Here is a 22,428-nt window from a genome sequence, read left to right on the forward strand (position 1 = left end):
ACCGAACCGTTTAGAAATGAGCCTTTGAGGGTACCAGCTATGGCTGGCGAGCCTCGGTGGGCTGGTTTCCTATGCGGCAAAGGCTTATCTCTAAAGGTATACGCAAATGAACGCATTAACTTTTAAAACACATTCGTCTGTAACCGAAGCTCCAACAATGACCAGTCTTGAAATGGTGGATTACATCAATGCTGAAAGAAAAGCCAAGGCGGAAGCGGAGGGAATGGGTTTTCCGTGCAAAAAATACAGGAAGCTTGAGCATCGTAGTTTTATGAAAAAAGTACCAAAAGTTCTTGGGGAGGCAAGTGAAAAATTTTTTTCAGTTGATACTTTCATAAATGGCACGGGTGGGGAAGTTGAAAGAGATATTTATCGATTCCCAAAGCGTGAATCCTGTTTGATGGCAATGAGCTACAGCTACGAGTTACAGGCTCAAGTATTCGATCACATGACTGAACTTGAGGTTAAATCTGGATTTGGGTTTACCATCCAGCAACTGCAACACATGCTTGTTCTGGCAAAAAGGGCATCTGATGAAGATTCATCTGACGCAGGGCGCAGGCTTAGAAAAAGACAAGATGATTTAGTTACCCTCAATAAAGCTGAAAAGCTGATCGGTGATATCAGTCAGATGGCTCTCGGTTTGGTTGGGGGAGGCGCAAAGGAGGTTGCACATGAACCCCGAACAATTTATTGAGAAGAACGTACAAGCCGAGTTAGTTAAGCTCGGCTTTTCTTCATCAGCGAGCAATTCGACACAAATGACGATGATTAAGTGGAAAGACTGGCGGAAAGAGCCTATTGTCATTAACAATTTAGTTTGATATTTGCATGAATCAACAATAGACATATCTCTACGGTTGCTAACCAATGAAGAGTAACTCATTCAGAGCATTCTGCTGACAGAGTGCTCGATAGTAGTTATTCAATCTTGAGCGGTATTTAAAATGCCGGGGATTTATCAGACACAAAAGTAGAAAGTTCTGATTATGCAACTATTTCTGACATGGAAACAGTTGCAATAAGGATTTAACGGCGCTTATCTATGGTTAGCTCTAAAGGAAATTGATATTGAGAATGGCATTTATGACAAATAAGGTACGACACGCCAAAATCGGACGTCTTATATTGAAGTATCGACTTCATGTTAGAGTTATAGCAGTTAGTACAAAGATAATGCGCCTGCTGATTAGAGTCACTAGAAACCTTGAGTCGGTAAACCACGGTCGTTTTCATGGGGTGAAAAAGCTCATAATTAAGCTTTTCACGTTTCCATTGATCACGGTTGTTGGCTTCTTGTTCAAGTTCAATGATTCGGTTCTTTGCAGCCATCAGAAGTTCTTGAAGTGATATCTGTTGTTGCTGAACATCTCCGAGCTTATCCAGTAAATCATAAGTTTTTTCTTTTACTTCATAATCTATATGCATTTTCTGGATATCGCGAACAGCACCAACGGCCTTGCTGATAGCACCACTTGTACTGGATAGAGCGCCTGTAATTCTGGCTAAAAAACCTTTTTCTTCGGACATTTTAAAATAACTCACTCAATTGTAGGGGTGAATTAATTTTAGATGATTTCTCGTTGTAGGGGTACAACGGAACCACCTCGCCTGATGTGGTGAAAAGCAGGCATTTAACGAGACGAGGTTAATGATGGAAAATTAAAATATGAAAGACTTTGAATTTTATTGCTGGATAACTCCGATAATCATAGGGTTCTTGTTCATGCTCCAAATCACATGGGGCAATTTTCTGTACGGCTTAATGTGCTGGGGTCTATCCGCTGCGTGGGCGTGGTGGAGAATCAGATAACAGTCACTTCGGCGGCCTTTTTTATGTCTAAAGGAAATGAAATGGCACAAAAGAAAGTCACGCTCACAGATGAGCAAAAGATTCTTTTCGATGCCTTAACGAAATTACAACAGAAATTCACATTAGGTATCTTAAAGGGACTGAATCAAACAGATGCTTATCGCAAGGCAGGCGGCAAGGCAAAGACAGAGGACACAGCAAGGTCTTGTGCCAGTGAAATCCTAACAAATCCTAACGTCAAAGCTTTTCTCGACGCAATGAACGCCGAAGCGATTTCTGATGCTGTTATGAGCCGTCAGGAAGCTTTGGAAAGATTATCAGCAATGGGTCGTGTCTCTATCTATGACATAGCGGAATTCCGTAACTGTCTGATGGGTGAAGACAAGGATGGTGAGCCAGTCTTTCAGGCTGTATGGCAATTTAAAGATTCAGCACTACAGGACCCCGCAGCACTCAGCGCCATCTCAGAACTGACAACTGGCAAAGACGGCATCAAGTTAAAGCTGCATGATCCGAAAGCCGCTATCAAGCAACTCGGTGAACTACAGGGTTGGGAAGCGCCGAAGAAAACAGAAGTCACTGGCGCTGGTGGTGGACCGGTACAGATAGCCGACTTAACTGATGAGCAACTGGATGAGAGATTAAAGGAGATGGGCTATGGCCGTCGCTCATCACAACTCGATGAGAAACTTACAAACTCTTGAGGCATATCGGCGTCGAGCAATAGAACAAGCAAGATCATCGCTGATGGACTTTACACTCTATACAAATCCGCGATACGAAACCGGCTGGTTTAACGAGCTGTTATGTCTTGAACTCGATCAGTTCCTGAAAGATGTTGAAAATGGCAGGATGCCGCGCTTAATGATATTTGCCCCGCCGCGTTCTGGAAAGAGCGAACTGGCTTCACGAAGACTGCCAGCGTATGTATTAGGCAAGCACCAGAACTGGCACATTATCTCGTGTTCATACTCGTCTGATTTAGCTAATCGTATGTCACGAGATACGCAACGCATTATTGATACAGAAAAATATCAAGATGTGTTTCCGAACACGCGACTTAACGGAACGAACATCAGAACACTGGCTGGTGGGGCAATTCGTACTGCTGAGCTATGGGAAGTGCTGGACGCAAAAGGCCAGTTACACGGTGGTTCTTATCGTGCGGCGGGGGTGAATGGCGGTATCACAGGTCAGGGGATGAACATCGGCATTATTGATGACCCGGCTAAAGATTATAAAACAGCATCATCTCCGGTTTACCAAGAGGCGGTGATGGACTGGTATGACACGACGTTCTTTACTCGCGCTGACCCGAAATTGAATGGCATTGTAATTATCCTCACACGCTGGCATCAAAATGACCTTGCAGGGCAACTTCTTAAGCTAGCGGAGGAAGGCGGCGAAAAGTGGCGTGTTGTCAGTTTTCCGATGGAAGCCGAGAAGGAAGAAATTCACGAGCTGAACGGCAAAACATACCACTTAAGAAAGCCCGGTGAAATTCTGTTTCCTGAGCGCATGCCGCGTGATTTTGTTGATAAATGTAAACAACGGGGTTCGCTGGTCTGGAATGCGCTCTATCAACAACGCCCCACAGCAAAAGGCGGCGGCTTAATCAAGTCAGAGTGGTTTGGTGAGTACAAAGTCCTTCCCCCTATTCGTTGGAGCACGGTCTATGGAGATACGGCTCAAAAAATCAAAGAAGCCAATGACTATTCTGCTTTTGAATTATGGGGACTTGGTGAAGACGGAAAAATATATCTTATTGACATGATCCGGGGAAAGTGGGAGTCCAAGGAACTTAAACGTCGCGCGGTGGCGTTTTGGGTGAAATGTAAAGCCAGAAAAGATTGTGGTTCTTTGATTTCAATGAAGATAGAAGATAAAGCCTCTGGCACTGGGCTGATTCAGGAAATCCAGACAGAGGCTCTATGCCCGGTGATACCCATTCAGAGAGATAAGGACAAGTTCACACGGTTGATGGATGTTCAGGGATATATCGAATCTGGATACATCTATCTCCCCGCTGAGGCTGAATGGATAAACGATTTTCTAACTGAGATGGAAGCCGTTACATCCGATTTTAACACCCACGATGACCAGCTCGATCCGATGATGGACGCCATTTCTGATATGAAAGCGGGTGATCTCAACGTGTGGGAAGCATTAGGGCGATAACACCAAAAAATAACGGTTTCACACCAAAATAACGCCGAAATGATTTTGGTGTTTTTATTAACAATTCAGTAACAAATAAAAGCGCCTGATTTGGCAAGAAAGATTGAGGGTTTTATCCATTTGGATAGCAAATTTGAGTGAACCCAAAAACCCCAGTGCGCCTAAGAGCCATTATGTTAAAAAGTGCCGAATTTTAACAAATTTCAGTGAGGGAGCAATGACCCGTAAAAACCGCCGTAACGGCGCAAAGCCCGTTAGGACTGCTGACGGGTACAACAACTTTAATGCAAAACTGGGTGGGTACACATCGAACATTCAATCGAATGGCACATACATTCCCGGTTATATCTCCCGCAACAGAGTACAGATTGAGTTTGCCTATCGCAGTTCGTTTCTTGTGGGCGCCGGTGTCGATGCGATGGCAGACGATATGACCCGAAAAGGGATCACTATCAGCTCACGGATGAAACCGGATGCAAAAGGTCAGCTTGAAACATTTTGGGAAGATATCGGGATTTGGGATGAGCTCAATAACACTTTAAAATGGTCTCGTTTGTACGGAGGGGCGTTGCTGGTGGTGCTGATTGACGGTCAAGATATGTCTACACCGCTCAATCCTGAAACTATCAATGAAGGGCAGTTTAAGGGCGTCATGTGTCTTGACCGCTGGATGGTTAAACCAACAGACAGCGACTTAGTAAAAGAGTACGGCCCCTATTTCGGAAAACCAAAGTTCTATAACGTGACCATCAATCAACAGGGAATTCCGCCCTGGAAAATCCACTATTCCCGCGTTATTCGTATGGAAGGCGACACACTGCCATTTCAGCAAGCACAAACAGAAAACGGTTGGGGAATGTCGGTTGTAGAGCGCATTTTCGAGCGTGTTCAGGCTTTCGATACGGCGACGGTAGGTACTACGCAACTGATACACAAAGCTCACCTGAGAACATATAGCATCGATGGTTTGCGAAAGATTCTCGCAATGGGCGAGGGAAGTCCGGCATATACGGGACTGATGAAACACATGGATATGATCCGTGAGTTCCAAACTATTGAGGGGATGACCCTGATGGATGCGCTGGACACATTCCAGACGCATAGCTATTCGTTCGCTGGGATTGCTGATGTGATTCTGCGGTTTGCTGAACAGGTATCAGGTGCTACAGGTATCCCGTTAGTGCGGTTATTTGGTCAATCTCCATCAGGGTTTAGCACCGGCGCCGCCGACTTAGAAAACTATTACAGCCGGGTTAACACCCTACAAGAGCGCCGCTTACGTCGTCCGCTTCGCTGGTTGTTGGATATTTCACACAGGTCGTTATTCGGTGAACCACTTCCCAACGACTTCACGTTTGAATTCAATAAATTATGGGAAATGTCGGATACCGACAGGGCCACGATGGCGAACAATGTAGCGTCTGCTATAGGAACGCTGGTGGATCGGCAGATTCTACCGGTACATGCGGCGATGTCTGATTTACGTAATATGGCGGATGTCATTGGCATTGGAGGTTCAATCACAGATGAAGACATTGAAGAAGCAAAAACGCAGTGGGCGGAGTCTGAATCTGAAACCAGCCCTCCGCCGACGTTCGGAAATACAGTATCGGAAAAGCCTACAAGCGATAGCTCATCAGGTGGGCGAAATCGTAACCGGTTACGATGGTTCTCAAGCTAGTGCTGATACCGTTTCTGGTCATCTTATCGATTACTCGCAGGTTCTTGACGATTGGATTGCCTCCGTTGCACACAAAATGTTCCTTCAAGTTGAGTGTGAAGAATGGCGCCAGTGGCGTTCTGTGTCTCAGCAAATATCCGAAGGACTGCGCGACGTAGTAGGGAATACCCCTGTCGGTCAGGTAGCCCAGGACGTTGTTTATCGTCAGATTCAACTGATGAAATCCTTGCCTCTGGAAGCTGCCGAACGTGTTAAAGAGATTCAGGATAGAGCGATACAGGCAGTTATCAACGGTGAGAGACCGGACGAGCTTTATAAAATGATTATGCAATCCAGCGAGGTTGCGGCGGGTCGCGCACGAATGATTGCGCGTACTGAAATCGGGAGAGCGACAACGGCCCTTACACAAGCCCGCGCATTATCGGTAGGTTCGGAAGGTTATTGGTGGCGCATTGAGGGAGCCGGTACACGTCCCTCCCATAAAGAGATGCGCGATAAGTTCGTGCGCTGGGAAGATCCCCCCACTCTGGACGGTATGACAGGCCATGCAGGATGTCTACCGAATTGCAAATGCTGGCCGGAAGTTCACATACCCCCGCCGAGAAGCTAGAATTACAATATCTGGTGTCGTTAGGATAATGGTAGTCTCGGGACAGGGTTAGCAGCCTTCGGGTCATAAACGTTAAATGCTATGCGGCCTACTGTACGGGTTCGATTCCCGTGCGGCACCACCATTCACATCAACTCAGTCTCAGTGCTGGGTTTTTTAATGCCTGAAATTAGCAGGTAACACATGAAATATTTTTTTATTACCAAGCTTGGAGAAACGCGCTATCTCCAAGCCGATGGCTCTTTGCTGTGTAAAGACGTACCGATAGCCCGCACTGGTACTCAAACTTACCTGCCCGAAGAAATAGATTTACAGCCGGACGCCAGCGGCTTAGTGACGGTTTATCGCACCGAAGATGAAGTTTTCTCACCCGAAACGATGGCGTCATTCGAGGGGGTAGCGGTCACACTGGATCATCCCGAAGATGATAAAGGAAACATTGTTTTCGTTAATCCTTCCAACTTCTCAGAACTGGCTCACGGCCATATTCAAAATGTGCGACGCGGCACTGGCGATAAGTCCGATCTGCTGGTTGCTGACGTGCTGGTTAAGCGTCAGGAGGCTATCGACGCTATTAATGCCGGAGTGACTGACGTCAGTTGCGGCTACGACGCGCAATACAAGCAAATAGCACCCGGCAAGGGTAAGCAATATCAAATCACAGGAAACCATCTCGCCATTGTTGAGAAAGGCCGGGCAGGTGGCCGCTGTGCAATCGGGGATTCAGCCCCAAATTTTAAATTCAAAAAGGAGAAGCCTGTTATGGCATGGCTTAAAAGATTGGCTACGGCCGTCCAAACCAAAGACGACGACGCGTTAGCGAAACTCATCGATGAAGCGCCAGAGCTTCCCTCTGACGGGATGTCTTCGATTCCGGGTGCAACAATCAATATCAATGTACCTTCTCAAGCAACAGCGTTACCGCCTGCGGAGCGCACTACTACGGACACTGATCCCGATGCTAAAGATAAGCCAACAGGTGATAACGATATGCCGGAGTGGGCGCAAAAATTCATGGATTCGGTATCAACTCGCTTGGATGCATTAGAAGGGAAAACGGCGGATAGCAACCCTGATGACGAAGATGAAGACGCGAAAGTAACCGGCGATGCTGCATATCGCCGAAATATCATTGCTGATGCGGAAATCATTTGTCCGGGCTTCAAACCCACAGGGGATAAGTCCCTCAAGCGACAGGTACTCAATCATGCAATGCGCACGGGTGACAGCCTGAAATCATTTGGCATCAGTGATTTTTCAAAAACACCAAAGGCAACCGTTGATGCGGTATTTAACGCCGCGGTAGAAATTAACCGGCAAAAGAACCGACTCAATCCCACGGCTTTTCAAACTGTTGATCACTCGACATCTGGATCAAAGCACGCTACACCGGCGCAACTGAATGAGTTGTACGCCAACGTCTGGAAACGTAACAAATAAGGTAAATACAATGGGTGGAATTTCTTATCTTGACCGGATGCCACTAGGTATTCCGGGTTCTGTCACTCGTCCTCGTGACTTGACTATTCAGCCGGAAACCTTCGATCCCAATAAATTGTTCAGCGGATACGGGCTGGTGGGTAAATATTCAAACGGAAAATTTGTCCCGCTCGAAGACGGCGATACGGTGGACAAAGTGAAAGGTATTCTCGTTCGTCCCTATCCTATCCAGTCACAGGCAGATCTGGCTTATCTCGGTATTAAAGTAGGGTCCGCTGCCGACAATCTGAAACGGGGTTATATCTGCGTGTCGGTGGGGGCATCAGCCGTCAGTGCCGGTAAAGGCAATCCGGTTTATGTACGTGTTGCCGGGGCTACAGCCGATAGCCCGTTGGGGTCATTTATGCTGACGCCGGATGCCACAGCGAAACATACACCTGCGTTGCCGGGTGCCGAAGTGATGGGGCCGGGCGACGCTAACGGCAACATTGAAATTGCATACAACATTTAAGGAATAATGAATGTTTACTATCGACAGAGCGACAGTTGATTCAACAGGCGCGTATCTTATCGGTGAGCTGGAACGTAGAGACCAGACACTGAACATGCCTCTTGTGTCAGTCAAGTGGTCACGTGATATGCCGCTTCGTACCGACGTTTCTATTGCGGATGAAGTGTCTTCATACACAAATACATCGCTGGCGGCTTCTGGTGGTTCAAATCCTAACGGTAAGAACTGGATCAGCAAAACGTCAACAGCTAATGCGGGCCCAAGCCTGAATATTGAGCGTACAGCTCAAGCGTTGGAATTATGGGGAATGGAAGTTGGCTATACCGTAACCGAATTGGCTTCGGCTATGCAAGTTGGGCGCCCGATCGACAGTCAAAAGCATGACGCGATGAAGCTAAAATACAACATGGACGTTGACGAGCAGGTATACATCGGTGATGCGGAAAAAGGTATGTGCGGATTACTGAACCTCCCTCAGGTTATCCCGCGTGCCGCCGCCGCCGCGTGGACGGCTACGACAGACCCGGACGTTATTGTTCAGGACTTTAATATCGTTCTTACGGACGCCTGGGTGTCTTCCGGTTACGCAATTTGTCCGGGTAAAGTGGGTTTAGCGCCGGAATTGTTTGGGTTATTGTCGAGCAAAAAAGTGTCTTCGGCAGGAAATATCTCCGTACTGGAATACGTGAAAATCAACTGTATTTCATTCCAGGAGAACGGCGAACCGCTGGAAATCGTCTCGATGAAATGGGCGTCTAAACGCGGTGCTCGTGGAGCGCACAGGATGGTCGCTTATACACAAGAAGAGAGATATATTCGCTTCCCATTGGTGCCACTGTTAAACACTCCGCTGGAATGGCGCGGCTTGTGGCAACTGACAACTTATTACGGTCGTCTGGGTCAGGTCGAAACGCCATATGCAAACACCATTGCGTATTTGGACATCCCGGCATCTTGATTAATGGCAGGGAGCCCCTGCCTTTATGGTGATTGACATGAAATATCTTGTATCGAAAAAGGCGATCTTAAATTTCGCAGATGGTGCTCAAGTAGAACTTCAACCGGGAATTAACAGCTTTCCCGATGAAGTTATTAAGCACTGGGCATTTTCAGCCCATGCTCAACCTATTGATGAAAATGAATTGAAACAGGAGGACTTAACTAGTGCTTCTGTTTCATTAGAAGCTGAGATTGAGAAATTGGTTGCTGAGAATGAAGACCTTAAGTCTCAGATAGAAGTGAAAGACGTGACCATTTCCGAACTGAATAAGGTCTTAGAGGAAATGAAGACTCAGATAGCAGTGAAATCTGACGAAATCCAGACTCGTTCTAATCCCGAAGATGTTGTTACTAATACGGAAAAGAGAGGGAGGGCTGGCAATGACAAAAAACAGTCTTCTTCCGACAGTTGATAAATTCCGCACCGACTTTCCCGAATTTTCAGACAAAACCCACTATCCCGACACCGCAATCAATTTCTATCTCAGCCAAGCCGATAAGCTGCTCGACCAAGACATACACGGTGATCAGTTCGTCTATCTCTGTGAGCTGTTCACAGCGCATTACGTCGAACTGAGAGGGAAGGCTATTGCGGGCGTGTCCATCAGCGGCAGTGTAAATACGGCGGCTGGTGGGGTGGCGACGTCAAAATCGGTTGATAAAGTCAGTGTCAGCTATGACGTATCGGGAATCCTTAATCCCGATGCGGGCTTTTGGAACAACACGAGCTATGGACGCGAGTTCTTCTGGTGGTGGTCCATGTTCGGCGCCGGGGGGAGGCAACTACTATGAAAAGTGGTCTGACTGTCAAAGCGGACAATGCGGCGGCAGTGCTGGAATCTCTCAAAAAGCTATCAGGTATGGATGTGCTGGTGGGTATCCCGGCAGAAAATGCTACGCGGGAAGACGGAGAAAAGTTGAACAATGCTGAAATTGGCTATCTGCAATCAACAGGGGCAACAGTAAAACTGGGTGGAAAAACGGTAACCCTCATTCCGCGTCCGTTCCTTGAACTCGGTATCGATGACACTAAAGACCGCACAGCCTCGCATTTAAAAGCAGCGGCAGAGCTTGCGCTTGAAAGTAAGCAGGACGCCGCTATCAGTGAGCTGGAAAAAGCGGGACAAATTGCGCGTGATGGGGCAAAGAAAGTCATTGGTGACGGAGATCGACTGGCCCCCATCTCTGATGCGACAAAAGAGGCCCGACGCCGGCAGGGAATACCGGGTGATAAGCCGCTGTATTTTCACGGTTACTTGTTGCGTTCTATCAACTATGTTGTGAGGAATAAAAATGCCGTTTCTTGATGTCACTGATGTGTTATTTGATCCCGATTTCTGCGATACGTCACTGAAATATACCCGGCGCACCGTCGTTGTCGATGATGATGGATTCGCTACTTCGGAAAAGTCTACTCAACGTTTTGCCGGAGTGGTGACCGTTGATAGCTCTCTTGAGGCCCAAATAAGGATGTCCGGGCAAGTTGTTAACGGCCGAATTCTGATTATCACAACAGCCCGGCTGATTGCAGGCGAAACCGATAAAACGGGCGATGTGGTCACGTATCAAAACCGGGATTATTTAGTCAAATCTGTTGACCCTTACACTGCCTATGGTGCCGGTTTTGTTCAGGCCCATTGCGAGTTGTTGCCGTTCGATGGGGGAATTCCTATTGAATAACAGTACACAACCGGGCTGGCTTACACCTGTATCGGCCCCGGATTATGATCGTGATGTAGAACGAAAGCTATCGCGCTGGATAAGTTCAGTTAGTGGTTTACCGGGGAAAATGATGTTTCCGAAATGGCAACCCAACGACGAAACGCGAGTCTTTCCGAGTCACGATGCTAACTGGTGCGCATTCGGGATCTCGTCGATAGTTTCCGATGATAATCCCGCTTTCATTAATCAGACTGATGAAAGCACCGATTTATGGCGCCATGAAAAAATCGAATGCTTGGTTTCCTTTTACGGTCCATCAGGGCAGCACTACTGCACACAATTTCGTGACGGGATCACAGTCAGTCAGAACAATGCTGAGTTAAATCAATTTGGTCTGTCACTCAGCAACTACGGCCGTATCTTTTCTTTACCGGAACTCATCAACAATCAGTGGGTGCGTCGTTATGACGTGACGATCACCTTACGGCGAAAAGTGGTGCGTGAATACGGTGTTAAATCGTTAGTGGACGCGCCGGTTAAATTCTTTGGAGATTAAATTATGCAGGGTTTACCTGTTTCTAATATCGTCAATGTCACGATAAACATGGCCCCGCGTGCCGCGCAATCCCGCAACTTTGGGTCACTACTGATTGTGGGCGCCAGTCATGTGATTGATACCCATGAGCGGCTACGCTTGTATTCCGATATTGATGGCGTCGGGGCGGATTTCGGTCTGGATACACCAGAGTATCAGGCGGCAGCGCTTTATTATTCCCAGTCACCCCGTCCGGTTGATTTATATATTGGCCGGTGGGTAAAAGATCAGGCATTTGCCGCTTTAAGAGGCGCGATACTGACTAAGCAACAGCAAGCCCTTAACAAATTTACTGCCGTCACCGATGGCTCTTTTAAATTGACGATTAACGGTAAAGAAGCGGTATATAGCGGCATTGATTTGAGTAAAGAGACCAATCTTAATGGTGTGGCTCAACGGGTAGCGGAAAAGTTGCGAGAGTGCTCAGTGACGTGGGACACTTCACGTTTTATTGTGACGTTGCAAGCATCGGGTACGGTGGGTTATGTCTCAACAGCCACTACCGGCACTTATATTGGTGACCTGTTAAAACTAGACAGAGAATCTGGTGCTACTGCTATCGAACCTGCTAAAGCAGAAACGATTGCTGAGGCCGTGGCAACATTGGGATCGGTATCCGGTGGCTGGTATGGACTGGTTGTCGCTGATGATACGCTGACGGATGAAAATATTCTGTCTGTTGCTGACTATATCGAGTCTGCGTCTGTGTCTCGTATCTATGGACATACAGCACAGAAAACAGACGCATTAGACGCTGATATTGATACGGATATCGGCTCAAAATTGAAAGCAGGCAACTATCAGCGCACGCTCTGGCAATATTCATCCGGTAAACCCTATACCGTGGCTTCTCTGTTGGGCCGGATGTTTACGGTCAATTTCAACGGTAATAACACCACCATTACCCTGAAATTTAAACAGGAACCCGCTGTAACAGCGGAAAACCTCACTGCAACCCAAGCCAGCGCCTTGAAGAAGAAAAACGGCAATGTTTTTGTTAACTACAACAACGACACGGCCATTATTCAAGAGGGGGTTATGGCGAACGGGGATTTTATTGATGAGCGTCACGGTCTGGACTGGTTACAGAACTACGTTCAGAACAACCTTTATAACCTGCTTTACACCAGTACTGGCAAGATCCCCCAAACTGACGCAGGCGTTACGCGTTTACTGACCAATGTTGAGCAATCCCTTGATCAGGCGGTAACAAACGGGCTGGTGGCTCCCGGTGTCTGGAACGGCGGACCGATTGGACAGATCCAACCGGGCGATACCTTAACCAAAGGGTATTACGTCTACGCGCCGGCCATTGCGACGCAGGCACAGGCTGACAGGGAAGCTCGAAAAGCGCCAGTTATTCAGTGCGCTATCAAATTAGCGGGTGCTGTTCACTACGCTGATGTCATTATTAATGTAAACAGATAAGGGTTGAAAATGGCGACCTATTCATTTATGGATGTTTCGGCATCTCTGACGGGGCCGACTGGGGTTATTGATGTGGGTTACGGTTCGGCGACATCAGAAGAAGGGATCACTGTCACAATGACCGAAGCCAAGAACACCATGACAATTGGCGCGGATGGTGAAGGGATGCACTCTTTGCACGCGGGCAAATCCGGTTCTATCACAGTGAACTTACTGAAAACATCCCCGACGAATAAAAAACTGTCACTGGCTTATAACGCGCAATCCCTGTCATCAAGCACGTGGGGTAATAACGTGATTGTGATTCGTAATAATGTATCCGGTGAAATTACCACCGCGAGAGGCTGTGCCTTTCAGAAGCAACCGGATTACACCAATGCTAAAGATGGCGGTACCGTCGCGTGGGTGTTTGATTGTATCAAGATAGACCAAGTGTTAGGAGAGTTCTGATGGAATTTGAAATCAATGGTATTCAATACCGTACAGCCAAATTGAGTGTGTTCGATCAGCTGAAGGTGTCACGTAAGTTGTTACCCGTTCTTGCCGGATTAGTCTCTGATATTCGCGCCGTACAGACGATGGCCCAAGACAAAAATATGGAAGGGGCATTAGAGAAGGCGCTGCCTAAAATTGCGCAGGCGGTTAGCGACTTAAGCGACGAAGATTGCAACGCGATCCTTTACCCCTGCCTGTCTGTTGTATCACGACAACACGGCAAGGGATGGACGCCCGTATTCTCGCAGGGAGTCTTGCATTTCGATGACATAGACTTGCCAACATTGTTGCAATTAGTCGCGAGGGTGATCGGGGATTCATTGGGAAATTTTTTGCACGCACTCCCCGCCGCAGAGACGCCCTTCCCGCCAGCGGCCTAGTACTTGACACCTTGCCGGACGGTGAAGAGTTCATTATGCGGCCTATAAAAAAAGGTATGACGACAATGGGCGAGATCAAGAGCGGAAGGATTGATTTAGCCGATATCGCATTAATGAATGATTACCTCGATTTAGAAGACGATAACGAGGCCCGCATAGCACGCTGGAGAGAAACACATGAGCGGTAATGTTGACACAATTAAAGACTACCTTATTAGCCTTGGCTTTGATGTAGACGAAAAAGGTCGGGGTAAATTTGATGCCGTGTTAAAAGGCGTTACTGCCAACGTGTTAAAAGTCGGCGCGGCTGTTGAAGGGGCAGCCTTAACTATCGTCGGTTTTACCACTAAAATTGCAGCGGGCTTAGATAAGCTTTACTGGCAGTCACAGAGAACCGGCGCCACAGTTGCCGGCATTAAAGCCTTGGGTTACGCCGTGCAACAGATGGGAGGCAGCGCCGAAGCCGCACAGGGTGCGCTTGAAAACATGGCGCGGTTTATGCGCAATAATCCCGGTGCAGAAGGCTGGCTTAATCGTCTTGGCGTTCAGACGCGTGACTCATCCGGCCAGATGAGGGATGCTGCCAGCATACTGGCAGGCGTCGGCCAGAAACTTAGCGCTATGCCGTATTATCGCGCTAATCAATATGCCCAGATGCTCGGCATTGATGAAAACACACTCATGGCTATGCGCCGTGGGTTAGCGGGGTTTACTGCTGATTACCAGATGATGTTGCAGAAGACCGGGTTCAATGCCGATAAAGCTGCTCAGCAAGCGAATAAATTCACCACCTCGCTACACGGCTTTAACGCACTGCTCGGTATTCTTCGGGATAAAATTGGCTCAAATTTGGCTAATGGTTTAGCAGGTTCTTTCGATTCCTTACGTCAGCGCATTCTTGATAACTTCCCTAAAATCGAAGCCACACTCACTAAAATCATCAAAGGTATTTTATGGTTTGCTGACGTGTTTAGCAGGATGGTTTATCGAGTCGTTCAGGGCGTCGGGGAGATCATCAACTGGTGGAAAGGGCTGGATGAAAGCAGCAAGATGCTGATTGCGATGTTCGGCGCGATTGTTGTGGCATGGCGTTTATTGAACAGCGCCTTTTTAATGTCACCTATCGGTATGATCACCGTGTTAATCGGTGCGCTTCTCCTGCTCTATGACGATTACAAGACATGGAAAGAAGGCGGCAAAAGTCTAATTGACTGGAGCCAGTGGGAAAAAGATATCGACCGCGCTGTCAATGCATTTAAGACTATTGGGAAGTGGATCAAGAAAGGTGTTGACGGTATCGGCGGCTGGAAAAATGCGTTCTTAATTCTGGGTGGAGTCGTAGCGACAACGTGGGCCGTAAAGATGCTGGCGGGATTCGCGAAAGTGTCTGCGGCGTTAACCCCACTGATGGCCCGACTTGCTCCACTGTTAGGACTAGTAGCGTATGGTGGATATCTGTACAGTGACTGGGACAACATCAAACAAAATGTAGAATCCTCGTGGGACTACAATACTCGTCAGATAAAACGCGGGATCGGGGATTTCGGCAAATGGTTAGGTATAGATAACGACTGGGCCAATAAGCATCAGGGCGGCTTACCCAATCCCGTCACGGCTGATATCCCCGGTATGCCCGGTGCGCCTACCCCGCCCCCATCACCTGAATTTAAAGAGATGGGCCTACGCAACAATAATCCCGGCAATTTGAATTTTGTCGGTCAGCGAGGTGCGACATTAGAAAGCCCAGGCGGACGTTTTGCAAGATTTGAAACCGCGTTTGATGGCTTGCGAGCACTTTCACGCCAGTTAACGCTGTACGCAAGCCGTGGCCTTACAACGATACGCGATATCATCACGACATACGCGCCGCCGAGTGAAAACGATACTGAGGCGTACATTGCTGGCATGTCAAAGTGGTTGGGTGTCGATCAGAACGCCCAGTTAAATTTACGGGACCCACAAATGTTAACTGCGATGATGAACGGCATCATTCATCACGAGAATGGTCGCAACCCGTACAACAGTGAGCTTATCAGCAAAGCCGCGATTGCAGGTAGTAGCAGCGTTCAGCAAACCACGAACATTACTGTGCATGGGGCGACTGACGCGAAAGCCACGGCGGATGAAATCGCGAGTCGGCAAAGTGGCGTAAATGCCCGTCTGATACAACAGGTGAACTAATGGATATCTTATCCGCCCTCTTTCAGCAACAAACCCGGTCCTTTGGTACCGAAAGTATGTTACTGGTGCCGAGCGTCGTTATCGCTGAAAAGCACACGGATGCACTGGAAATCACCGAGCATCCGGTTGAAATCGGTGCTGCGGTCAGTGACCATGCCTACAAAAAGCCATCAGAAATCACGATGGAGTTAGGTTTTGCTGGTGGGGGCTCGCTTCTCGATTTTGTTGATACGTCAAAAATTGGCTTAAGTATGGGACTTAGCCCGAAAGAGACCTATCAGAAAATACTGGATCTCCAAGAATTACGCGAACCCTTCAATGTCATTACCGGCAAACGTACATACGAAAACATGTTGATCAAAGCAATTGAAGTCACCACGGACCGACACAGTGAAAACGTGTTGTTATGCACATTGACATTGCGCGAAGTGATTATTACCTCGACACAGAAAGTACAGGTTGCTCAAAAAGAGGTCATGAAAACCGGGGTGTCTACGTCAGCCGTGGAGAATTCGGGTACAAAAACATTAAAGCCAGTCAACGAGTCTGTTTTATCAGAAATAAAAGAGGGTGCCGTTAATGCATTTAAGAGTTACATAAAAGGGGGCGCTAATGGTAGCTGAAATCCCACTGACTGCGAGCAATCAATTTTTTGCAATAAAGCTGGGTGATATTAACGTTAAGATGCGCCTGATTTACAGAGACAGTGCCGGTTGGGTAATGGATATTCAGGATAAATCGGGAGTTGACTTACTGACTGGGGCGCCGTTAATACCCGGTGTTAATCTGCTAGAGCAATATCCGTATCTGGGGATCAACGGCATGTTAGTTATCGCCAACGATGCAGACAGTGAAGAGTACCCGACAAGCACAAATCTTGGGTTATCCAGCCATTTATATTTTGTACAACAATAAGGTAAAGATATGAGTCAGAACTGGTTACGTCATTTTGAATTAATGTTGTTAGATGATCAGGGTAAAGGAATCGTCCTGTCAGATTTTAAAGTGACCTTTAATATTGAGTGGTTCAATATTAGCAATCCACGTGTTGCGACATTAAAGATTTACAATCTGTCTAAAGATACCAGCAATAAGATAATGGGTAGTGAGTTTTCGAAGATAAAGTTAATCGTTGGGTATGATGGAATAACGCCGACTGTTCCCGAAAGTGAAGTTGGTAAAGCTCGCCCCGTTGAACCGGGAACTACCGGACAGCGAGACGGCAAAAATTATGGTGAAATCTTCAGCGGAGATATCCGGTTTACGGTAACAGGTCGTGATAATCCCACCGATACCTATACGCTCATTCAGGCGTGTGACGGTAACGAAGCCTTTATTCATGCTTTTGTTAATCAAACGGTAGCGGCGGGATATAACCTGAATGATATCTATAACCTTGCTTTACGTAGTCTGGAACCTTACGGTATTACCGCAGGGGCAAAACCCAAAATGCCGGATACTGTTTTTCCTCGTGGAAAAGCGTTTTTTGAAAAAACACGATATGTATTAGACAATATCGCGCAGCAATGCAATGCAAAATGGCAATTTGTAGACGGTAAAGTGGAGATGATTTCTGAGGAAATGGCCGTGCACGATGTTGTGGTGTTAAACAGCCGGACCGGGCTGATTGGTATGCCGCAACAAACTATCGGCGCGGGTGTTAACGTCAGGTGTTTGATTAACCCGAATATCCGGGTAAATGGGTTAATTCAGTTAGATGAGGGTTCGGTATATCGAACCGCGTTGCCTAATGACGTTGTAAATAAATCGGGTGATGAGCAACAAGATCATAAACAGCAACGGGAAGGTAAACTCGTAGAAAAAAACGATAACGGGAACCTTTACGTCAGCGGAGTGCCTAACCCTCCAGCGAGCATTGCTACCGATGGTGTATATATCGTCAGAGGCATTATGTATACTGGGGATACAAGAGGCAATGCGTGGTATCAAGAGATGATGTGTGAGGCACGCGGGGCGGCTGATCTTAAGACTAAATCGGCGCAAGAAAAGGGCTTGTGATCCATAGGAGAGTGCAATCGTGCGAAATATGTTTCTAACAATACTGTTATCATCTTTATTTACCATCGGTTCCGCGCATGCAGCCATTCAGTGCGGGACGTACAAAATGACGATGAATGATAATGAAGGGATGACTAGAATTAATGGGGAAATGGTGACTTCCCAGAAGGTGACTTATTTAAAAGAAAATGGTGATGATGCAAACGCTAAGTGGGACATGGGCCTCATGCCTGCCCGCGACGGCAACATGTACGGCTTCCAGTTTATCAAGCGCAACGGTAAAGCATGGCTGAATGTCCAATTGCTCCAAAACGCTATGGACGCACCGAAAATTATTGGTTCGTTTCCTTGTAAGAAGGTGGCGGATTAAACTTGTCATATGCAGACCAGGGATGGCTTACTGTAAAATTATTTGATGTCTAACATTTTTTACAATTTGATGTCAAGATGGTGCTACGAGTTCAAATTTAGCATTGAACTTCTTTGAACTTGCATTCATCTTCCCAAATAAGACCTTAAAACGATATCTATAAATTTCTTCATATTGGATTGATAACCGCGGTTGTAAGCTATACACTTTGTATTGACTCGTATTGACTTTGTGCACGAACTGTCTAGTCTGGCATTTAAATAATTTTCGGGAGGTGTAACATGAATGCTGCAATACGTCGTTACATGAGGGCGATGGGAAGCGTTATAGACATTATGCCTTCAACCGATTATCGTAAGCTTGTGCCTGTCAGCTATGATAGGCAGCGGTTAAGATCTGACATGCTGAACATATCTAGGGATATGAATAATTCAATTATAACTGTTGGTGAATCGGTAAATGTCCAAAAACTCAGAAAAGCCTCTGAACAGTCTCGACGCAAATAGTGATGAACCGTCGCTCGATGCAACAAATAAGCATCAGGAAGACGAGGAAAATAAAGAGATATCCCAAGATAAAGCTACCGCTCTCATTGAAAAAGCACTAGCATCTGATCCGGTTGTTTTGGAAAGGATGCTAGACCATCCTAAATTGTCTGCTGTAATACAACATAAAATATCTACATTCCAAGGACCTCTACCACCACCAGAGCTCTTAAAGGAATACGAAAATACCTTACCTGGTGCCGCTGAGAGAATCTTTGCTCTAACAGAAAAGGAGCAAAATCACAGACATGAGATTGATAATAAGGTTGTGAGTGGAGGCATCTCAAAGGATAAGAGGGGCCAATGGATGGGGTATTCACTGGCGATACTCTTTTTGGTTGCTGTTGTTTATTTTGCAGAAAAAGGCAATACCATACTGGCGGGTATATTGGGTGTGGTAGATATAGTAAGCTTGGTTGCGGTGTTTGTTCTAGGGCGTTATTTCAAGCGGTCGTCTGATGATGAGGACAATGATGATGACTAATACCTTATAGCCTTTCTATAATTTTCTTTAGTATTTCACATAAACCTGCCTTGCGCGGGTTTTTTTTATGGAGTTTCCCCCATGCCAGTATCAACCGAATCCAGAACCGGCGATTTATCCGAAACCCTGAAAGCCATCAATCATTCGCTTTCTTCTCAGCTTAGAGTAGCGATACCGGGCATTATTCAATCCTTTAATGCCGAAGCAGTAACGTGCGTTGTTCAGCCTGCGATTAAAAGTGGCACAACTGATAAAGACGATAAAAAAACATCAGTATCCTTACCCTTGCTTGTAGATGTGCCTGTTATATTCCCAAGAGGTGGTGGCGTGACATTAACCTTCCCGGTAAAAGCGGGTGATGAATGCCTGGTGGTATTCGCCGATCGCTGCATTGATTTCTGGTGGCAATCGGGAGGCGTACAAGAACCGGCAGATGAACGCCAGCACAGTTTATCCGATACTTTTGCAATTGTTGGTCCACAATCTCAGGCAAAGAAAATTTCAGGGGTTAGCACAAACACCGCGCAGCTAAGAAGTGATGATGGCGCGGCGTATATCGAACTCGATCCCAACAGCCATAACATCACGGTGATTACACCGGCAAAACTTACCGCCACAGCTAACGGCGGTACTGAAATCACTTCACCTGAAATCACTCTGAACGGCAACGTCACCATTAACGGCAACTTATCGCAGGGGATGGGGGCTGGTGGCGGAACTGCAACGATGCAAGGTCCGGTCACCGTGAATAACGATGTGACAGCAGCAGGGATTAGCCTGAAAAACCATGTCCATAGTGGCGTGCAATCGGGTGGCAGTAAGACGGGGAAACCTCAATGAGATACAGAAGAGAAGATCCGGACGGAGATTACAGTTTCGGCCAGGGGGATAATACGTTTCTGATTAATTCCCCGGAAGCGGTTGCGCTGGCAGTAAAAACCCGGCTGGCACTATGGCGCGGTGAATGGTTCTTAGATATGAAGGAAGGTACGCCATACGTACAGTCCGTGCTTGGAAAACAACGATCAGATGTTTATATCCTTGCCGTTCGTGACCGAATCTTAAAAACCCAATGTGTTAAATCCATTCTTTCGTTTGATACTCGCAATGACGGCACGACACGCCGCCTTACATTTACAGCAACAATTGATACCATCTACGGGCAAGCAACGGTAACAAGCGAGGCATAATGTTAAATCTTGACACTTTGGGGCTGGCCGCAACAGTGACAGCTTCGGGCATCGGTGCGCCTGATTACCAGACAATTCTCAGTAAGCTCTCAGAATATTTCCGTCAAATCTATGGCACTGACGCTTATTTAGATCCAGACAGCAAAGACGGCCAGATGATAGCGATTTATGCCCTCGCGATACACGATGCGAATAATGCTGTCATGGCGGCTTATAACTCATTCAGTCCAGCATCAGCTACCGGTGCAGCACTATCTAACAATGTAAGAATCAATGGGATAACCCGGCATAAATCCACATATTCGACTGTAGACGTTAAGTTAATCGGTACCGTTGGTACTGTTGTAAAAAACGGCATAGTGCGAGATATCAACGGCTATAGCTGGAGTTTACCGGGTACTGTATCCATTGGCATTCACGGTTTTGTCATTGCTACCGCTACCTGCCAGACAAAGGGCAATGTCACCGCGTTAGTCGGGGATGTTTCGATTATCGGCACCCCTACTCAGGGCTGGCAGAGTGTAACAAATCCATCAGTAGCGACACCCGGACAGCCGATTGAGTCGGATACTGCCCTGCGCGAACGGCAACGAAAATCCGTCGCGTTACCTTCAAGGACTGTACTTGACGGGATTCAAGGCGCCATCAGCTTAATACCCGGCGTTGTTCGGCGGCGTGGGTTTGAGAACGATACTAACATTACAGATAATAACGGCATTCCACCGCATTCTATAGCAATGATCGTTGATGGTGGTGACGCTAAGTTAATTGCTCAAACAATAGAAACGAAGAAAGGTCCAGGTGCGGGAACTTTTGGTGATACTGAAATCAAAGTAGCCGATACCTACGGTATTTTGCATCCGATTCACTTTTCACGCCCTAAAGATGTTCCGGTCTTCGTTGAAATAACACTTACCGCGTTTGAGGGTTATACAACGCTGGTTGGCGATAGAATTCGTTCAGCTATTGCAAGTTATATCGACGCTCAATTAATCGGTGATAATATTTATTTAAGCCGTTTATTTTCTCCTGCTAATTTACGTGACGAAGAGGGCTTAACTTATGACATTTTCGAAATCCAAATAGGCCGGTCAGCGGATGATGTATCACCGAGTAATTTAATTGTGACATTTGATGAAGCCGTTACGTGTAAACCGGAACATATTAAGTTAATCGCGAGGTGAAGATGAGAGATTATTTATCACTGATTACCCCGCAACACAGAACTGCAAATAAATTTGTTACTCACATTGATTTAATTACCCGTCCACTGTCTGATATTTCAAATGCTGCTCAACTCCTGAATAGTCAATTTTCTATTGATGAGGCCGTAGGGGTTCAGCTTGATGCTGTCGGTGAATGGATTGGGCTTTCTCGTTATGTCAAAACGCCCATCGTCGGTGTGTATTTTGCTCTTGATATTGATGGAGTTGGATTTGATGAGGGGAGTTGGAAGCGGCAATATGATTCTGATTCGGGTTTTACTGAACTTGATGATGAAACTTACCGAACCATACTACGCTCAAAAATAAGAGCCAATCACTGGGACGGTACAAATGAAATGCTGGCTGAAATTTATCAGGGTGTTATTCCTGATGAGTCAGTATTAATATTTTTCGTTGATAACCAAGACATGAGTATGGATGTATATGTGACCGGTGGGGTTGTGCCGGAAGTTGTCAAAGCAGTCATTCAGCAAGGATATTTAAATATTAAACCCGGAGCGGTCAGAGTTAATAATTATACCAACTCGGAAAATCGAGGGGTTATTTTCGGTTTTGATTCAGACAGTAAATATATCGCCGGATTCGATATAGGCGGATGGCCCATTTTATTAAATTAAGGTA

29 protein-coding genes and 1 tRNA gene are annotated in these 22,428 nt (G+C 46.7%); 29 read left to right on the top strand and 1 reads right to left on the bottom strand.

Going from position 1 to position 22,428, the window contains the following annotated elements:
• The first annotated feature begins 106 nt into the window (after positions 1 to 106).
• Together TI10_RS09595 and TI10_RS24960 are read left to right on the top strand one after the other, a co-directional pair.
• Complete coding sequence (locus tag TI10_RS09595; RefSeq protein WP_244161558.1) at positions 107 to 697, top strand: Rha family transcriptional regulator; 591 nt, start codon at positions 107 to 109, stop codon at positions 695 to 697.
• Entirely contained in the window at positions 675 to 824 is a 150-nt protein-coding gene (locus tag TI10_RS24960) for a hypothetical protein (protein ID WP_155416473.1), read from the top strand. The genes TI10_RS09595 and TI10_RS24960 overlap by 23 nt, the downstream gene beginning before the upstream one ends.
• A 205-nt stretch (positions 825 to 1,029) precedes the next feature.
• Here TI10_RS24960 and TI10_RS09600 read toward each other — a convergent pair whose 3' ends face one another.
• On the bottom strand, positions 1,030 to 1,530 hold the full coding sequence (locus TI10_RS09600) for a hypothetical protein (protein WP_049583088.1): 501 nt from the start codon (positions 1,528 to 1,530) through the stop codon (positions 1,030 to 1,032).
• 324 nt (positions 1,531 to 1,854) lie between these two features.
• Here TI10_RS09600 and TI10_RS23645 point away from each other — a divergent pair, with 324 nt between their 5' ends.
• The 27 genes from TI10_RS23645 to TI10_RS09735 all read left to right on the top strand — a co-directional run bounded on the left by TI10_RS23645 (position 1,855) and on the right by TI10_RS09735 (position 22,424).
• Complete coding sequence (locus TI10_RS23645; protein WP_074525087.1) at positions 1,855 to 2,517, top strand: terminase small subunit; 663 nt, start codon at positions 1,855 to 1,857, stop codon at positions 2,515 to 2,517.
• Positions 2,471 to 3,991: a phage terminase large subunit gene (gene terL, locus TI10_RS09615; RefSeq protein ID WP_080985015.1), complete on the top strand. Its 1,521-nt coding sequence runs from the start codon at positions 2,471 to 2,473 to the stop codon at positions 3,989 to 3,991. The genes TI10_RS23645 and terL overlap by 47 nt, the downstream gene beginning before the upstream one ends.
• Before the next feature lie 217 nt (positions 3,992 to 4,208).
• Positions 4,209 to 5,672 (top strand): DUF1073 domain-containing protein, encoded by a 1,464-nt coding sequence (locus TI10_RS09620; RefSeq protein ID WP_049583089.1) that lies wholly within the window; start codon positions 4,209 to 4,211, stop codon positions 5,670 to 5,672.
• A 76-nt stretch (positions 5,673 to 5,748) separates the two neighbouring features.
• A complete protein-coding gene (locus TI10_RS09625; RefSeq protein ID WP_175445370.1) occupies positions 5,749 to 6,282 on the top strand; it encodes a phage head morphogenesis protein in 534 nt (177 codons plus the stop codon).
• Positions 6,283 to 6,295: 13 nt separating this feature from the next.
• Positions 6,296 to 6,406: transfer RNA gene (locus TI10_RS24965), tRNA-OTHER, on the top strand.
• Between the two features lie 59 nt (positions 6,407 to 6,465).
• Entirely contained in the window at positions 6,466 to 7,722 is a 1,257-nt protein-coding gene (locus TI10_RS09630; RefSeq protein ID WP_049583090.1) for a DUF2213 domain-containing protein, read from the top strand.
• Positions 7,723 to 7,732: 10 nt separating this feature from the next.
• Complete coding sequence (locus tag TI10_RS09635; RefSeq protein ID WP_049583091.1) at positions 7,733 to 8,233, top strand: structural cement protein Gp24; 501 nt, start codon at positions 7,733 to 7,735, stop codon at positions 8,231 to 8,233.
• A 10-nt stretch (positions 8,234 to 8,243) separates the two neighbouring features.
• The gene (locus tag TI10_RS09640) at positions 8,244 to 9,191 is read left to right on the top strand and encodes a DUF2184 domain-containing protein (protein ID WP_049583092.1); all 948 of its coding nucleotides are present in this window, start codon (positions 8,244 to 8,246) and stop codon (positions 9,189 to 9,191) included.
• Positions 9,192 to 9,228: 37 nt separating this feature from the next.
• Entirely contained in the window at positions 9,229 to 9,645 is a 417-nt protein-coding gene (locus TI10_RS09645) for an STY1053 family phage-associated protein (protein ID WP_074525088.1), read from the top strand.
• Complete coding sequence (locus TI10_RS09650; RefSeq protein ID WP_049583094.1) at positions 9,614 to 10,024, top strand: DUF4054 domain-containing protein; 411 nt, start codon at positions 9,614 to 9,616, stop codon at positions 10,022 to 10,024. Before TI10_RS09645 ends, TI10_RS09650 begins: the two co-directional genes overlap by 32 nt.
• Complete coding sequence (locus TI10_RS09655; protein ID WP_049583095.1) at positions 10,021 to 10,539, top strand: hypothetical protein; 519 nt, start codon at positions 10,021 to 10,023, stop codon at positions 10,537 to 10,539. Before TI10_RS09650 ends, TI10_RS09655 begins: the two co-directional genes overlap by 4 nt.
• Complete coding sequence (locus TI10_RS09660) at positions 10,526 to 10,912, top strand: hypothetical protein (RefSeq protein WP_049583096.1); 387 nt, start codon at positions 10,526 to 10,528, stop codon at positions 10,910 to 10,912. Before TI10_RS09655 ends, TI10_RS09660 begins: the two co-directional genes overlap by 14 nt.
• Positions 10,890 to 11,450 (top strand): phage neck terminator protein, encoded by a 561-nt coding sequence (locus TI10_RS09665; RefSeq protein WP_049583097.1) that lies wholly within the window; start codon positions 10,890 to 10,892, stop codon positions 11,448 to 11,450. The genes TI10_RS09660 and TI10_RS09665 overlap by 23 nt, the downstream gene beginning before the upstream one ends.
• A gap of 3 nt (positions 11,451 to 11,453) precedes the next feature.
• Positions 11,454 to 12,917: a DUF3383 domain-containing protein gene (locus tag TI10_RS09670; protein WP_175445369.1), complete on the top strand. Its 1,464-nt coding sequence runs from the start codon at positions 11,454 to 11,456 to the stop codon at positions 12,915 to 12,917.
• A gap of 9 nt (positions 12,918 to 12,926) precedes the next feature.
• Complete coding sequence (locus TI10_RS09675; RefSeq protein ID WP_049583099.1) at positions 12,927 to 13,367, top strand: DUF3277 family protein; 441 nt, start codon at positions 12,927 to 12,929, stop codon at positions 13,365 to 13,367.
• Complete coding sequence (locus TI10_RS09680; protein WP_049583100.1) at positions 13,367 to 13,792, top strand: phage tail assembly chaperone; 426 nt, start codon at positions 13,367 to 13,369, stop codon at positions 13,790 to 13,792. Before TI10_RS09675 ends, TI10_RS09680 begins: the two co-directional genes overlap by 1 nt.
• Before the next feature lie 35 nt (positions 13,793 to 13,827).
• Positions 13,828 to 13,980: a DUF6889 family protein gene (locus TI10_RS09685; protein ID WP_049583101.1), complete on the top strand. Its 153-nt coding sequence runs from the start codon at positions 13,828 to 13,830 to the stop codon at positions 13,978 to 13,980.
• Positions 13,970 to 15,973 carry a hypothetical protein gene (locus TI10_RS09690; RefSeq protein WP_049583102.1) on the top strand — a complete coding sequence of 668 codons (2,004 nt, stop codon included), beginning with the start codon at positions 13,970 to 13,972 and terminating at the stop codon, positions 15,971 to 15,973. The genes TI10_RS09685 and TI10_RS09690 overlap by 11 nt, the downstream gene beginning before the upstream one ends.
• Entirely contained in the window at positions 15,973 to 16,596 is a 624-nt protein-coding gene (locus TI10_RS09695; RefSeq protein ID WP_049583103.1) for a phage baseplate protein, read from the top strand. Before TI10_RS09690 ends, TI10_RS09695 begins: the two co-directional genes overlap by 1 nt.
• The gene (locus tag TI10_RS09700; protein WP_049583104.1) at positions 16,586 to 16,888 is read left to right on the top strand and encodes a phage baseplate plug family protein; all 303 of its coding nucleotides are present in this window, start codon (positions 16,586 to 16,588) and stop codon (positions 16,886 to 16,888) included. The genes TI10_RS09695 and TI10_RS09700 overlap by 11 nt, the downstream gene beginning before the upstream one ends.
• A 9-nt stretch (positions 16,889 to 16,897) precedes the next feature.
• A complete protein-coding gene (locus tag TI10_RS09705; protein ID WP_049583105.1) occupies positions 16,898 to 17,992 on the top strand; it encodes a baseplate hub protein in 1,095 nt (364 codons plus the stop codon).
• Between the two features lie 28 nt (positions 17,993 to 18,020).
• Positions 18,021 to 18,362: a hypothetical protein gene (locus TI10_RS09710; RefSeq protein WP_049583106.1), complete on the top strand. Its 342-nt coding sequence runs from the start codon at positions 18,021 to 18,023 to the stop codon at positions 18,360 to 18,362.
• Between the two features lie 459 nt (positions 18,363 to 18,821).
• Complete coding sequence (locus TI10_RS09715; protein WP_049583107.1) at positions 18,822 to 19,391, top strand: DUF2335 domain-containing protein; 570 nt, start codon at positions 18,822 to 18,824, stop codon at positions 19,389 to 19,391.
• Positions 19,392 to 19,472: 81 nt separating this feature from the next.
• A complete protein-coding gene (locus TI10_RS09720; protein ID WP_049583108.1) occupies positions 19,473 to 20,231 on the top strand; it encodes a phage baseplate assembly protein V in 759 nt (252 codons plus the stop codon).
• Positions 20,228 to 20,581 (top strand): hypothetical protein, encoded by a 354-nt coding sequence (locus TI10_RS09725; RefSeq protein ID WP_049583109.1) that lies wholly within the window; start codon positions 20,228 to 20,230, stop codon positions 20,579 to 20,581. Before TI10_RS09720 ends, TI10_RS09725 begins: the two co-directional genes overlap by 4 nt.
• Positions 20,581 to 21,765 (top strand): baseplate J/gp47 family protein, encoded by a 1,185-nt coding sequence (locus TI10_RS09730; protein ID WP_049583110.1) that lies wholly within the window; start codon positions 20,581 to 20,583, stop codon positions 21,763 to 21,765. The genes TI10_RS09725 and TI10_RS09730 overlap by 1 nt, the downstream gene beginning before the upstream one ends.
• 2 nt (positions 21,766 to 21,767) lie before the next feature.
• Positions 21,768 to 22,424, top strand: coding sequence for a DUF2612 domain-containing protein (locus TI10_RS09735; protein WP_049583111.1), 657 nt, complete (start codon positions 21,768 to 21,770; stop codon positions 22,422 to 22,424).
• Positions 22,425 to 22,428 lie beyond the last annotated feature (4 nt).

Source organism: Photorhabdus luminescens subsp. luminescens (assembly GCF_001083805.1).
GTDB classification, from domain to species: domain Bacteria; phylum Pseudomonadota; class Gammaproteobacteria; order Enterobacterales; family Enterobacteriaceae; genus Photorhabdus; species Photorhabdus luminescens.

Coding starts and splice junctions, on each gene's coding strand:
- TI10_RS09715 (WP_049583107.1), top strand. CDS start 18,822: ATGTCCAAAAACTCAGAAAAGCCTCTGAACAGTCTCGACGCAAATAGT.
- TI10_RS09625 (WP_175445370.1), top strand. CDS start 5,749: ATGTTCCTTCAAGTTGAGTGTGAAGAATGGCGCCAGTGGCGTTCTGTG.
- TI10_RS09635 (WP_049583091.1), top strand. CDS start 7,733: ATGGGTGGAATTTCTTATCTTGACCGGATGCCACTAGGTATTCCGGGT.
- TI10_RS09675 (WP_049583099.1), top strand. CDS start 12,927: ATGGCGACCTATTCATTTATGGATGTTTCGGCATCTCTGACGGGGCCG.
- TI10_RS09695 (WP_049583103.1), top strand. CDS start 15,973: ATGGATATCTTATCCGCCCTCTTTCAGCAACAAACCCGGTCCTTTGGT.
- TI10_RS23645 (WP_074525087.1), top strand. CDS start 1,855: ATGGCACAAAAGAAAGTCACGCTCACAGATGAGCAAAAGATTCTTTTC.
- TI10_RS24960 (WP_155416473.1), top strand. CDS start 675: ATGAACCCCGAACAATTTATTGAGAAGAACGTACAAGCCGAGTTAGTT.
- TI10_RS09655 (WP_049583095.1), top strand. CDS start 10,021: ATGAAAAGTGGTCTGACTGTCAAAGCGGACAATGCGGCGGCAGTGCTG.
- TI10_RS09620 (WP_049583089.1), top strand. CDS start 4,209: ATGACCCGTAAAAACCGCCGTAACGGCGCAAAGCCCGTTAGGACTGCT.
- TI10_RS09595 (WP_244161558.1), top strand. CDS start 107: ATGAACGCATTAACTTTTAAAACACATTCGTCTGTAACCGAAGCTCCA.
- TI10_RS09705 (WP_049583105.1), top strand. CDS start 16,898: ATGAGTCAGAACTGGTTACGTCATTTTGAATTAATGTTGTTAGATGAT.
- TI10_RS09735 (WP_049583111.1), top strand. CDS start 21,768: ATGAGAGATTATTTATCACTGATTACCCCGCAACACAGAACTGCAAAT.
- TI10_RS09680 (WP_049583100.1), top strand. CDS start 13,367: ATGGAATTTGAAATCAATGGTATTCAATACCGTACAGCCAAATTGAGT.
- TI10_RS09645 (WP_074525088.1), top strand. CDS start 9,229: ATGAAATATCTTGTATCGAAAAAGGCGATCTTAAATTTCGCAGATGGT.
- TI10_RS09730 (WP_049583110.1), top strand. CDS start 20,581: ATGTTAAATCTTGACACTTTGGGGCTGGCCGCAACAGTGACAGCTTCG.
- TI10_RS09685 (WP_049583101.1), top strand. CDS start 13,828: ATGCGGCCTATAAAAAAAGGTATGACGACAATGGGCGAGATCAAGAGC.
- TI10_RS09700 (WP_049583104.1), top strand. CDS start 16,586: ATGGTAGCTGAAATCCCACTGACTGCGAGCAATCAATTTTTTGCAATA.
- TI10_RS09640 (WP_049583092.1), top strand. CDS start 8,244: ATGTTTACTATCGACAGAGCGACAGTTGATTCAACAGGCGCGTATCTT.
- TI10_RS09690 (WP_049583102.1), top strand. CDS start 13,970: ATGAGCGGTAATGTTGACACAATTAAAGACTACCTTATTAGCCTTGGC.
- TI10_RS09650 (WP_049583094.1), top strand. CDS start 9,614: ATGACAAAAAACAGTCTTCTTCCGACAGTTGATAAATTCCGCACCGAC.
- TI10_RS09720 (WP_049583108.1), top strand. CDS start 19,473: ATGCCAGTATCAACCGAATCCAGAACCGGCGATTTATCCGAAACCCTG.
- TI10_RS09630 (WP_049583090.1), top strand. CDS start 6,466: ATGAAATATTTTTTTATTACCAAGCTTGGAGAAACGCGCTATCTCCAA.
- TI10_RS09710 (WP_049583106.1), top strand. CDS start 18,021: ATGTTTCTAACAATACTGTTATCATCTTTATTTACCATCGGTTCCGCG.
- terL (WP_080985015.1), top strand. CDS start 2,471: ATGGCCGTCGCTCATCACAACTCGATGAGAAACTTACAAACTCTTGAG.
- TI10_RS09665 (WP_049583097.1), top strand. CDS start 10,890: ATGGGGGAATTCCTATTGAATAACAGTACACAACCGGGCTGGCTTACA.
- TI10_RS09660 (WP_049583096.1), top strand. CDS start 10,526: ATGCCGTTTCTTGATGTCACTGATGTGTTATTTGATCCCGATTTCTGC.
- TI10_RS09725 (WP_049583109.1), top strand. CDS start 20,228: ATGAGATACAGAAGAGAAGATCCGGACGGAGATTACAGTTTCGGCCAG.
- TI10_RS09600 (WP_049583088.1), bottom strand. CDS start 1,530: ATGTCCGAAGAAAAAGGTTTTTTAGCCAGAATTACAGGCGCTCTATCC.
- TI10_RS09670 (WP_175445369.1), top strand. CDS start 11,454: ATGCAGGGTTTACCTGTTTCTAATATCGTCAATGTCACGATAAACATG.